Here is a 12,659-nt window from a genome sequence, read left to right on the forward strand (position 1 = left end):
CGTTAGTCGGCCGGAGGCCTAGTAATAGCGGGGACGAAGCCGGAGCTTTGCACCATCCTATCTGAAAAAGCTTCCGATGGAGATCATCAGCAGTAAGGATTCTTCTTTGGATGTTCCCGCGCTGATGTTGAATGCGAATTGCTCGCGGAAGGGGGTGATGTATAACCCGCCGCCGTAGCCCTGATGCCAGTAGTTTGCGCTGTCCTGGTCGTTTTTGGCCCAAACTCTTCCTACGTCATAAAATGCCCGCACGCCCATTTTGAGTGGGATGAAAGTATTCCGGGTTTCGGTGAGCTGCCAACGTAGTTCGGTGTTGAGAAAGCCTTTTGATTCGCCGGTGAAGCGGTTACGTTTGAATCCGCGCAGGTCGTTGAGCTGCCCGAGCGAGAATAGTTTGTAGAATGGCAGCTGTCCTTTCGCTATGCCGCCTCCCAAGCGCAGGCCTAATGTGAGCGGGTTTTTGCTGTGTGTCGAAAGGTATTGCTCCATTTCAACCTCTGAAATGGATGCCAGATCGTTCCTGGATTGTGAAACGTGGCCGGCCTGCTGGGTCAGTTGAATGCGGAAGCCACGCTCGGGTAATGCGGTGCGGTCGCGGAAATCGAGGTTAAGAATGCCTTTCGCGAATAGTAAATGCAACTGTTCGGTGCCGAAAATTTCGGAGTGGTCGGAGAGGTAGCTGTTGCTCCTTTGAATGCCTTCATCGAGCTCGTAGCTGGCCGTCACTTCAATTTTGCTTTGCTTCCAGAACTGGCGGAGCAGGCCGGCAGAAACGCCAAACGAGTTGTATTGGGCGCGATAGTAGTTAGACGGCAAATCGTTGTTTTTGGGTGTGTTGTTACCTACTCCGAAAAAGAAGTTGTAGTTGAGCGGTCGTGAGAGCGCAATTTGAGAAATTCCGTCCCATTTGCCCAGTAATTGCCGGAACTGATTGTTGTAGGCGAACTCATAATTTCCTTTCACACTCACCGACGCGCTGAGCGAGTGTTTCGAGGCAAAATCGGGCTTACCAAAGCGCTGGCGAGTGAATGTAATGCCGCCATGGACGGCAAACCCTGTAAATGGGTTGTAAGTAAGCAATGCCACTGGCAGGTAAGTGTTGTATTTAAATGCATTGCGGTCATATTCATAATAGCGCTCGTCGACCGGTTTCATTTCCTGCGCCTCGGCACCGAGCACATGGCTTGGGTTTGGGTCTTTTTCATAAACAAGCGTCCGTTTGCCGCCTCTTCGGACATCGGATTGGTCGGAAATGTAATCATCGCCGCCGCCGCTGATGATCCGGATCAGAATCGATCGCTCCGATTTTCCCTGAATATCGAAAATATCATCGCCGCCCAGACCATTCAGCCTGATCTCCCGGGTTTCGGCAGGGTCGAAAATGCGCTGGTAATAGATTTTAGAAGTGTCGGCCTGCCGGCTTTGTTTCGAAACATCATAGACAGACACCTTTACCTGCCCATTATTTTCGCGCATTACTTTAAAATATTCCGCTTTGTTGGAGCCTACAACGTCAACTTCCCTGGCAAGCAGCGTGTAATATCCGGCAGCATATTTTTGAAGGTCTCCGATGCGGGCTTTTAGCTTTTGCTCGATTTCACGGCCATCCTTTTCATAGATTTCCGAAGGCATATTATGCACAGCGGCGGTAATGTCCTGTTCTTTAATGGCGTCCTGGATCTCTTTGGCGGCATTCAGCCAATCAGTCTTGCTTAGCTCACTGCCTACGAAGCGATCAAGGTGGCGCGCTTGCCACATGAGGCTGCGGAGGCCTCTGATGCGTTCTGCGAAGTTTTCCCCGTTTGGCATACCCCATTCCCGGTCGGCGAGCCACGGGATAATGCCGTCCCAGCGCGAAAATGCATGGTCGCGATCGCGCGGGATAGGGCGGTACAGCTCCCCTTCCGCTGTTTTGTATCCTGCCCACTTCCAGTTGTCTTCGTGTTTGCTCCAATCACCGATCCAGAGGTCGAACATGCGTGCCCGCGCGAATTCGTGTTTGTCTACTCGGTTGTCGTGGTCGTGGTATAGTTTATTAAACAATTTAAAACTCTTCTCGATGTCTTTGGCGCCTGCAAACACTTTGGTTTTTTCGATCTTGTCGGTAGGCCGCTCTTCGAGCATACCGAAAAGGTTACCGTACTGATCCCTGAATGCCCCGAGCTTAGCATCTTTGGGCAACACAAACAAACGGGGATTCGCATGCAGAATACCAATCTTGTCGAGCAATGGGGCTACGGCCATGGCGCCGTAGGGTTGCTGGGTAGAGGTCTGATCTTTGAGCACCTGCGAAACGATGGTCCCGCGCAGCTCATATGCGAGCGCACGGAAAGGGTCCTTGTCTACCGAACGGAAAACATATTCTTTTCCATTGCCCGCAACGAGTTTAAGCGAGGTAGTCTGCCGGCCACCGCCTTTTCCTGCAATTACCAGACCGCCAAAGGTTGTGTCCATATCGAGATAGGGAACTTTAACAGGTACAGTCCACGAATCGCGGTAATGTTTTCCCAGCCATTTTTCCTTGAAACGCTTGCTTGCGTATTCGCTGCCGGCTGCAACGGTTACCAGCTCAGGGCGTGGCGTGTCCATTCTGTCCGAGGGCCTGATCACAGGATTGCAGGGTTGAAAGAGTGTATTTTTAATGCCACTACCGGCAGCTTCACAGGCCGATGCGAAGAGCTGGCCGGTTTCCGTTTTGGAAACCTGACTGCCATCAACCGCCCAATGCCGATAGCTTACCTGCCCATTGTCGGAGTAACTTACTTCCACAAAACCGGCTGCCGATGAGGCTAATGCGGCTTTGCTACTGTGCGCAGTAAAGGCGCCACCGGCAATTCCGCCGCTATTGATGTAAAAATTGTTGTCTTTCTGTACCACGGACTGGTTCCGCTCCTGCCCCGAAGCGAGGATTACCGAGCCGTAGTCCTTTAATACATCATTCAATTTGTATAACAACGGTCCCAAGCGGGTATTCGAAATATCGCGCGTGGTACCGATGTTTTGCCGGAAACCCACCAACGCGTTTCCAACCAGGGGTGGGGAGAAGTAGGAAGCTGCTGAAAACCTTCCGCCATAATTCCCCAGCGATTCAACCGGGAAATGAGAGAGCAGCAGGATATTTTTATCGGTAGTTTCGTCGAGGATGCCTTCCAGTTCTTCCACGAAGTTATCCGTGTCGGCAATGGTGCATGCGTCCGAAGAAGGTTTGGGTTTTTCGTGCGGGTGGTTCCACCACTGCGAATTGATCACCACCACTTCCAACATCGGGAAGGAAACCGTCCACGGGCCGGGGCAGCCGTGACCCAAGAAGACTTGAAAACGCGGATGCTTTTCCCGATCCAGCGCTTTTTCCAATGCGACTACCCGCTGCCAGCCTGCTTTTCCCGAACTGAGCCACTCACGGTCGCCCTGGTTCATTAGCATATGCAGTTCAGGATTACGGTCGAGCAACGCATTGGCTTTCCTTTTCCAGTGGGCTACCTGCTCGATGGTCATTTGCTCGGGAAAGACGTCACCATTGAAAACCCAAAGCAGCGGCCCGGGTTTGGTGGCGAGGTAGTTTTCCATAATAGGAAAAATGTCTGCGGGGTTTTTGAAGTCTGCGGTATTGCCTGTGAGTATTACCTTAAAGTCGCCGGCAAAAAGGTTGCAAGCAACCAAAAGGACAAATATGACGGATAATGCCTGGCGTTGTGCGCAGCCTATTAGTCTGTTAATGGGGCGTAGTAGAAGTGTAGCCAAGGTTCGGGAACGTTGCGTGTGAAAACACCGACAATTTAACAGGAATCCCGACAGATTGAAATGCCCCTACCAACGGAAATGGCGGAAAAATATCTTGCCATGCGGTTTTTTTATACCTTACGGGTTAAAATCTCTATTGCAATGCCGTTTTCCAAGCTACCCATGAAGCTCTTGCTCATTGAAGATGAGCCGAACGTAATATCACTGATTCAGCGCAGCCTTACAGCCAATGGCCATGAAATTACGGTTGCTATGGACGGCCAATCGGGCCTGCAAATGGTTTTGCAACATGAATTTGACGTGATTATCCTCGATCTGATGATCCCTATCATTAATGGCATGGAGGTTTGCCGAAGAGCCCGGCAAGCGCAGGTTACGACGCCGATCCTGATGCTCACCGCGCTCGGAACGACCGAAAACATCGTGTCGGGTCTGGATGCGGGTGCCGACGATTATATGACCAAGCCATTCAAACTGGCAGAACTGGAAGCACGGCTTCGGTCGCTGATCCGCCGGGGCAAGGAGCCCGAAAAGGAGAAAAACGATAAAGTACTGACGCTGGGCGACCTCATACTCGACAAGGTAACGAAGACCGTTAAACGCGGAGGGCAGCCAATCGAGCTGACAGCTACTGAATTCCGCCTTTTAGAATACCTGCTTTCCAACACCAACCGCGTGTTAAACAGAATGGAAATCCTTGAAAATGTATGGGATATTAATTTTAATCTGGGCACAAACGTGGTGGACGTCTACATCAATTACCTCCGTAAGAAGATCGATAAAAATCATGATATCAAGCTGATACACACTGTTTTCGGGATGGGGTACGTGATCCGTCAGTCGTATGAAGATACAAAGTAAGATTGCCCTGATTTTCACTGCATTGTGTGCGGGTATTATCCTGGCATTGAGTGTATTCGTGTACTTTTTTGCGTCGGAGAGCATATCTGTGAGTTTTTTTCACCGCCTTGAAGTGCGTTCGGATATTGTCGGGCACGCGGCTTTGCAGAAGAATAAGTCGCTCACATCTATTTATTACGACATTAAAGAGCGTCACCTCGGGAGCCTTCCCCACGAGAAACACCGCATCCTACCCGACCCACCCGATGAAGCCACCAGAAAACGGCTTTCGTTGCCTTCGTCATTCTATGAAACAGCCCGGAACAATATCCCGGTAAGGTTTTTCAATCATGATACCTCGTACGTGGTACTCCGCATTGCGCGTGACAACCAGAAAGTGATGGTCGTGTCGTCGGCACTGGACACGTATGGAATGCAGGAAATGGGTAATCTGAAAAACCTGTTGCTCGTAGGATTTTTCATCGCGATGGTTTTTGTATTCACATTTGGGAAATTGTTTTCCAACGAGATCTTCAAGCCGATTCGTCGCATTATCCGTAATGTGAAGGGGATCAACGCGCATAATCTGCACCAGCGGTTGGTGGTTGAGCCTACGGACGACGATGTGGAGGCACTTTCAAGGACTTTCAATGATATGCTGGACAGGCTGGAAGTGACTTTTGAAATGCAGAATAATTTCGTCAGCAATGCTTCCCACGAGTTTAGAACCCCCCTGACGATCGTAAGCGGCGAAGCAGAGCTGGGGATGTCTATGCAAGGCTTGCCGGCTGGGGCGCGCGATTCATTTATGAACATTTATAAGGAAGTCGAAAAACTCGAACACCTGACCAACAGTATGCTCAGCCTGGCGCAGACTGGGTTTGACGGTAAAAAAGAGCAATGGGAGGAGGTCCGCATCGATGAGCTGATCCTTTCGGTGAAAGAGGCTGCCGACCGCATTATCCCCGATAACCAGGTGGCTATTGATTTTGATAACCTGCCCGAAGACGAATGCAAGCTCACCGTAAATGGGAACCTTGCACTGCTGAAAGCCGCCTTTTCCAATATTGTGCTCAATAGTTGTAAGTATTCAGACAACAAGCCAGTGAAAGTCAAGATCAGCGCCGACAACAAATATGTGATTGTCGAGATCACCGACCAGGGCATCGGCATCCCAGACCGTGAGATAGGGCAGATATTCGTGCCGTTTTTCAGGGCTTCCAACACGGCCAGATATAAAGGTTACGGCATTGGTTTGCCACTGACTCACAATATCATACGCATGCACCAGGGGAAGGCCGACGTACAGAGCCGTGTGGGTGAGGGAACGCGCTTCACAACCTATCTGCCTTTCAAGTATTTTTAGAAGCTCTTACCTCATTTTAATATTCTTATTTCATTCTAATAAGTCTCTCACAACATTATAATGCAGCTCTTAAACAGGGCTAATGTCTCGGCTGTAACATTGCATTGTCAATTGATTATCAACGCTTTGTTAACTTAAAAAGACGGCATTTATATGAAGACAGTGGTGATACCTACCGACTTTACAAATGAAGGCATCCAGATTGCCGAAGGTATTGTGAGAGACATTCGCGATGAGGTACGCGTGATTTTTACACACCTTTTCCACGTGGCGGACGACATACAGGATTTGCTCTTTTCGACCTACCGCGAGAAGGAATATGAGCTTATTCCGGAAGAATTCTGGCAGGAATGTCAGATGCTGAAAGAAACCTATCTTGAAATATCCAGCATCAAGATCGACTTCTTCTATGGTAACAAGCTGGCGCTTCTGAAAAATTTCCTGGAATACTATGAAACCGATTTCATCGCCTACTCCGAACAATACGGCATTCCCAAACTGACCAGGAGCAGTCTGGACGCCCTGCCGGTGCTGAAAAAGACAGGTTACACGATGATCAACGCCGATATGGTCCGTGCATCGTCGCTGGCGGATAGCTACCGGTAAGGCACTTTGATTAACGATGAGATTGTGAAAAAGGTAAATATCAGTGAACTATGCTTCTCAAAAAGAATATCCCGATCCGCTATATTTTTGGCAAAATCAAATATGAAATCCTGTTCGTGACGATCTATGGTATCGCTATTGAGGTCATCTATCAGAATTTTCATATTACCAATATTTCAATCCCGATGACAGTGCACAGCGTGCTGGGGACGATCATTTCGCTGCTTCTCGCGTTTCGCTCCAACCAGGCTTACGACCGCTGGTGGGAAGCCCGGATCGTCTGGGGCGCTATTGTGAATGACTCCCGCACCTTTGCGCGTCAGATTCTCTCATTGATGGAGGATCCACTCGATCCGGGACGCATTGATGGCTTTAAGAAACGGATGATCAAGCGGCAAATCGCATGGTGTTACGGGTTGGGTAAAGGCCTTCGCAGGGACGATCCGATGCCAATGATCAGCAAGTTTGTTTCCGAGGAAGAACTGGAATATCTGAAAGACTATGATAACAAACACGTTGGCCTGATCCAGTTACATGCCCGTGATCTGAACAATGCGCTGAAACAAGGCTGGTTAAACCCTTATCAGCAAGTGGAGCTTGATCAAACTCTAACCCGCCTTTGCGACCATATGGGTAAGTCGGAGCGGATTAAGAACACGGTTTTTCCGTCGACTTACAGCCTTTACATTCATTTAGCATTACATTTCTTCATCCTGTTGCTGCCATTTGGGCTTGTTCAGCTTTTTGGTTTCCTGATGGTGCCAGTGCTCGTGGTGATTACAGCATGTTTCTTCCTGATCGAAAAAATGGCGATCCATTTGCAGGACCCGTTCGAAAACAAGCCTACCGACACGCCGGTGCTGTCGATCTCGCGGAATATCGAGCGTGATTTAAAGCAGATGATGCGGGATCAGCATGTGCCACAGGCTTTTCAGCCCGAGAAGTTTTATATTTTGTAAACGCTGGTGCGAAGCTCGGGCTTCGCACCCATTATTCGCAGGCCTCCGGCCGGCCGGTACCGCAGGATAATCGCTATCCCGGTATCGACCGGCCGGAGGCCTGCGAGTCGTATACATGAAGCAGGAGCTTCGCGCCAGCGGCGCTTTTTGCACCGCTGCTATTTTCGCTTCATGCCGTTGTGAATATCAACCAGAATATGGTGATCATCCCGCACCCAGTTGCCGGTTTTGTATTGCTTATGCTTCGCGGTGAAGAGGTAGTCCTCAAACATGTGGTAGGCCTTGTGTGCTTCCGCAGTAGAGTAGAAGGAACTCAGCCAGGTTACCGGTATTTTTTCTTTCTTGACAACTCCAACACCCACATTGTAAAGCTTCACGATTCCCTGCGAAAATTCCATGGAGATATAATCCTGCTCCCTGACCTGCGCACTGCTGAGGATCGATGCGGTATGTGCCAGATAGTTGAGCAACCTGGCACGGATTTGGGCCTCACTTTCCGATCGCGCGGGCTTGACACGCCACCAGTTGTTTTTTCCAAAATAGGGATCATCCTGAAAACGCAACAGTTTGTGACCATACTCGATCAGTGAAACGCTTTCATTCGGCGAAAACTCGAAATTGATCAGCCGCATTCCATTGTCGGCATAGGAGAAAAACACGCCGATTTCTTCGGTTTTCCGGTTTGAGGTGAGGAAAATGGTATGGGCCGAAGTATCGAAATCCCATTTGCCTGTTGCGTATTCACCCTCTGTTCCTACTCTGGTGAAAGTACTGTCGGGAAAGAATGAGATCAGCATATTATGCTTGCCGCCTGGCTCATATTGCCTCACCGGTCGGCCGTCGGGCTCAACGACTCCGGGGTTGGTCGTGCTCACGCCGGAGATTCGCCACGTGCCCAGCATATTCACGGGCTTTGGTTTTATGCGGTCTTCCCTGACCTCGCGTGGTTGGCGCGCGGTGCGCTTGGAGCCGGTGCGGTAAATGATCCCGTGATGCTGCATCATGGTGATCATCACGAAGAGGATGAAGAGTTTTAAGAAAGTCATGGCGCGGCTATTGATGGAGGTAGCAATAGCCTAAAGTTAGCTATTTTCTTTCAATCAAAAAGAAGTAAACAGATAGGAACATGAAATTTTGAGTAATTCACGGACACTTTTTACTTATCTCCGCATATCGGGATGGTCATACTGCATCCGCATTTAATCCTAAAACCAAGGACTTCTGCCCATGAACTTGCTCAGGTTGCTACCGCTGCTATTTGTTTTTGTATTGTTTGGATTGGAAGATGATTTGAAACAGCCTGAATCTGAATATGCAGCGCTCCATACTGCTGATACGCCCTTACGCGCCGTCCAGGATGCCCAAGGCGAAACCATCAGTATTTTTAGAGGTAACGAAGTCAAGCCGATTTTGACGCAAAATGCCAAACCGGATTTTCGTCCCTATTTGCACCCGATCGTCGCCCCGGATGGCAAAGGCGTGCTTACCGAGTACAGCCCGGGCCATCACAAGCACCAGACAGGCATTTATTGGGGTTATACCCGCGTCAATGGCCGCGACTACTTTCACCACCCGAGTGACGGCTACTGGAAAAAAGTGTCCGCCAGCGTGATTGAAGCGAAAGGCAAGGAAGTAAAATGGCAGACCGTCTACGACCTGCTCGATTCAACGGGTAAAGCGGTATTAACCGAAACACAAAATTGGTCGATGCGCGTGAAAGACGGTAAATATCTCCTGGATCTGGAATGGAGCGGGGAGGCGAGAACGGACGTAACCATCGGCAAGTATGATTACGGCGGCCTTTTTGTACGTATGCCTTGGAAAGAAGGCATTAAAGGTGATGTCGTGAATGCTGCGCGCCAAAAGAATGAAAAGGCAGAAGGGCAGGCTGCTATGTGGGTAGATATTGGTATGCAGGTAGCAGACCGAGATGACCTTGCGCATATTGCCATTCTCGATCACCCATCCAACAAAGGTTACCCGCAAACCTGGCGCGTGGATGGTCAGCTGGGCGCCGGACCTGCGCGTGCACGCAAGGGAGACTGGCACATCAAAAAGGGAGAAACCGAGACCATTAAGCATGAACTGGTTGTTTACACAGGCGACTTTAAGGATGTTGAGTTAAATAAAACATTTGGGGAGTTCATTGGGAACACCGGCCAGTATAATACTACGGCGCTGTGGGCATTGGCGCAGAAGGAGGGTAGGGAGGCCAAGTTCCTGAGTGCGCAGGAGGCTGTTGCTGCCATGACAGTTAAGGATGGATATCAGGTAAATGCATTTGCATCCGAGCCCATGATGACCCAGCCAATGGCATTCTGCTGGGACGACCGGGGCCGGATGTGGATCGCCGAGAACAAGGACTATGAATCACGTGGAAAAGGCTTTTCCAACGCTGGTACCAGCCGCATTCTGATCCTCGAAGATACCGATCATGACGGTGTGGCCGATAGCAAGAAGGTATTTATGGAAGGCATTGCATTTCCGGCTGCGCTGGCGGTTGGTTTTGGCGGGGTGTTCGTTGGGGCACCGCCTAATTTGCTTTTTGTGCCTGATAAAAATGGCGACGACAAGGCCGATGTAGACGATATCGAAGTCCGCCTTACCGGCTGGGGCATCCGTGACCGGCATGAGACACTTAACAGCTTCCATTGGGGGCCGGACGGTTGGCTTTACGGCTTGCAGGGCTTTGCTACGCCTTCCAAAGTCGGAAAACCGGTTGGGAAAGGTAAGCTGTACAGGCATAACGACGCATTTCCTGAGAATGTCGAGGTAGAAGACGGCGTCGATATTAATGGTGGAGTGTGGCGATACCATCCTACGAAGCGCAAATTTGAAGTAGTCGCACATGGTTTTAGTAATCCCTGGGGTATTGATTACGACGCTAAAGGCCAGCTATTTATCACTGCGTGCGTGATCCCGCATTTGTGGCACGTGGTACCGGGCGGTATTTACCACCGGCAGGGCGGGCAGCATTTCAATCCGTATGTGTATAACGACATCAAAACCATTGCCGATCACAGCCACCGCTCGGCGCATGGAGGCGCACGCATTTATCTTTCGGACGCGTTCCCTGTCTCTGAGCGCGGCAAAATTTTCATGGCCAACATTCATGAGCACGGCATTCTATCCGACCAGCTAATACCGAAGGGCTCAGGCTTCTCTGGTAAGCACGGCGACGATTTTCTGATGGCCAACAACGCCCAATGGGTTGGGTTCAGTATGGAAATAGGGCCGGAGGGAGGCATGTACATACTCGACTGGCACGATGCCGACATCTGCGGCTCGGACGTATTGAACGCCGAGACCGGCAGGATTTTCAGGGTAATGCCCAAAAACTCCCTGGCTGAAAACTGGAAAGGCCGCTACGAGGATCTGAACAAACTCCCTGACGCAGACCTCGCTGCATTGCAAACCAGCAAGAGCGAGTGGCATGCCCGCCGCGCCCGGGTGATTTTGCAAAGTCGGGCTTCCACGGGTAAAATATCGCCAGTTGCGGTGCAAAAACTGAACGCATTATATCAGTCCAAAGACAATTCCGACAACCGCCTCCGCGCCATGTGGGCGCTTAAAGTGACCGATAATCTTGATGATACGATATTGAAGCTGGCCTTATCTGACCAGGACGCTCACGTACGCGCCTGGGCGATCCAGTTCCTGTGCGAAGATGCGCAGCCCGCCGCGGACGTAATCAATCAATTTGCAAAAATGGCGGTCAATGACCCTTCGCCCGTCGTACGTTTGTACCTGGCCTCGGCCCTGCAACGCCTCGACGCCAGTGCAACATGGAATATTTCAAAGGGCTTGCTCACACACGCGGAGGACGCACAGGACCATAATCTGCCCAAAATGGCCTGGTTCGGCATTGAGCCTTTGGTGAAAGATAATCCTTCCAAAGCGTTGGAACTGGCCGCGGGGAGTAAAATACCAATGGTAACCCAGTTCATCGCGAGAAGATTGGTGGATGCAGATCAAATCAATACGCTGATAGCAACCCTTGGCAAATCGACAGCCAATCGCGTTGATATTCTCACAGGCATGCGCGACGGCCTCGAAGGTCGTACCGACATCAAAACACCCGAAAATTGGAATGTCGTTTACGCCAAACTCAAACAAGCCGATAAGCCCACTGTCCAGCTTGCCGCCGATCTGGGCCGCCACTTCGGCGACACCGAATCCGCGAAAACTGCCTTAGCGACATTAAAAAACAAATCTGCGGCATTGGCAGAGCGTAAAAAGGCCCTGCAATCCCTCGCCGCCCGCCAGCGGCCTGAACTTGCAACAGAACTCCCCGCATTGCTGAACGACAATGCATTGCGCCTCGACGCGATTCGTGCCGTAGCCGGTTACGACAGCGAGCCATTGGCAAAGCAGCTCATCGATGCCTATCCGAAATTCAGCGCCACGGAAAAATCCGAAGCCGTGCAAACGCTGGCATCCCGTCCGAAATCGGGCTGGTTACTTACGCAGGCTATTTCGAAGAATGTAATTCCTAAAAAAGATGTCCCGACATACGTCGCCCGTCAGCTTCGCCGGGTCGTTGGCAGCGGCTTTGTGGAAGTGTGGGGGCCGATCGACCACGTCGCATTCGATGAAAAAACTTATAGAAAATACCGTACACTACTCACGGACAAGGCCGTTGCCGACGCCAGTAAAACCCAGGGCCGACTCGTTTTCCAGCGCACATGCGCCCCATGTCACAAACTCTACGGTGAAGGTGGGATCATTGGCCCCGAACTCACCGGCTCCAACCGTGCCAACCTCGACTACCTTCTTGGCAACATCCTCGACCCCAGCGGCGAAATTCAGGACGACTACAAGATGGTCGTCATCACCACCCGCGACGGGCGTACCTATGTAGGTAATGTTACCAAGGAAACTGACAGGCAAGTGACGTTGCGGATTGTAGGGCAGGATGCAGTTTCGATTAACAAATCGGACATTCAAACGCGCGAAGTAACGCCGTCGTCGATGATGCCGACAGGCTTGCTGGAAAATCTCTCAGAGAAGGAGGTGACGGAGCTTATTGCGTATTTGCGGACTACGGCACAGGTGCCGTTGACGAAGAAGTAACTTATGGCGCGAAGCTCCGGCTTCGTGCCGGCTATTCGCACGCCTCCGGCCGGAACGAAGACGGAAATTCTCGG

At 50.8% G+C, this 12,659-nt stretch carries 7 protein-coding genes; 5 read left to right on the top strand and 2 right to left on the bottom strand.

Translation table 11 applies throughout. The annotated features are described in order from the left end of the window. Positions 1-57: 57 nt before the first annotated feature. Positions 58-3,741 carry a BamA/TamA family outer membrane protein gene (locus tag IEY24_RS02670; RefSeq protein ID WP_229221236.1) on the bottom strand — a complete coding sequence of 1,228 codons (3,684 nt, stop codon included), beginning with the start codon at positions 3,739-3,741 and terminating at the stop codon, positions 58-60. A gap of 162 nt (positions 3,742-3,903) precedes the next feature. Here IEY24_RS02670 and IEY24_RS02675 point away from each other — a divergent pair, with 162 nt between their 5' ends. The 4 genes from IEY24_RS02675 to IEY24_RS02690 all read left to right on the top strand — a co-directional run bounded on the left by IEY24_RS02675 (position 3,904) and on the right by IEY24_RS02690 (position 7,512). Beyond that, complete coding sequence (locus IEY24_RS02675; protein ID WP_188932091.1) at positions 3,904-4,602, top strand: response regulator transcription factor; 699 nt, start codon at positions 3,904-3,906, stop codon at positions 4,600-4,602. Further along, complete coding sequence (locus IEY24_RS02680) at positions 4,586-5,947, top strand: HAMP domain-containing sensor histidine kinase (RefSeq protein ID WP_188928379.1); 1,362 nt, start codon at positions 4,586-4,588, stop codon at positions 5,945-5,947. Before IEY24_RS02675 ends, IEY24_RS02680 begins: the two co-directional genes overlap by 17 nt. 153 nt (positions 5,948-6,100) lie before the next feature. Then, the gene (locus tag IEY24_RS02685) at positions 6,101-6,553 is read left to right on the top strand and encodes a hypothetical protein (protein ID WP_188928381.1); all 453 of its coding nucleotides are present in this window, start codon (positions 6,101-6,103) and stop codon (positions 6,551-6,553) included. A gap of 50 nt (positions 6,554-6,603) precedes the next feature. Next, on the top strand, positions 6,604-7,512 hold the full coding sequence (locus IEY24_RS02690) for a bestrophin family protein (RefSeq protein ID WP_188928383.1): 909 nt from the start codon (positions 6,604-6,606) through the stop codon (positions 7,510-7,512). A gap of 158 nt (positions 7,513-7,670) precedes the next feature. Here IEY24_RS02690 and IEY24_RS02695 read toward each other — a convergent pair whose 3' ends face one another. After that, complete coding sequence (locus IEY24_RS02695) at positions 7,671-8,558, bottom strand: hypothetical protein (protein WP_229221238.1); 888 nt, start codon at positions 8,556-8,558, stop codon at positions 7,671-7,673. Positions 8,559-8,739: 181 nt separating this feature from the next. Between IEY24_RS02695 and IEY24_RS02700 the strand changes: the two genes are divergently transcribed. Further along, complete coding sequence (locus tag IEY24_RS02700) at positions 8,740-12,585, top strand: PVC-type heme-binding CxxCH protein (protein ID WP_188928384.1); 3,846 nt, start codon at positions 8,740-8,742, stop codon at positions 12,583-12,585. Positions 12,586-12,659 lie beyond the last annotated feature (74 nt).

Origin of the sequence: Dyadobacter endophyticus, assembly GCF_014641595.1 — a bacterium.
Taxonomy (GTDB): Bacteria; Bacteroidota; Bacteroidia; order Cytophagales; family Spirosomataceae; genus Dyadobacter; species Dyadobacter endophyticus.

What these genes read in the sequence shown, in the direction of transcription:
- IEY24_RS02680 (WP_188928379.1), top strand. Translation starts at nt 4,586, where the DNA reads ATGAAGATACAAAGTAAGATTGCCCTGATTTTCACTGCATTGTGTGCG.
- IEY24_RS02690 (WP_188928383.1), top strand. Translation starts at nt 6,604, where the DNA reads ATGCTTCTCAAAAAGAATATCCCGATCCGCTATATTTTTGGCAAAATC.
- IEY24_RS02675 (WP_188932091.1), top strand. Translation starts at nt 3,904, where the DNA reads ATGAAGCTCTTGCTCATTGAAGATGAGCCGAACGTAATATCACTGATT.
- IEY24_RS02685 (WP_188928381.1), top strand. Translation starts at nt 6,101, where the DNA reads ATGAAGACAGTGGTGATACCTACCGACTTTACAAATGAAGGCATCCAG.
- IEY24_RS02700 (WP_188928384.1), top strand. Translation starts at nt 8,740, where the DNA reads ATGAACTTGCTCAGGTTGCTACCGCTGCTATTTGTTTTTGTATTGTTT.
- IEY24_RS02695 (WP_229221238.1), bottom strand. Translation starts at nt 8,558, where the DNA reads ATGACTTTCTTAAAACTCTTCATCCTCTTCGTGATGATCACCATGATG.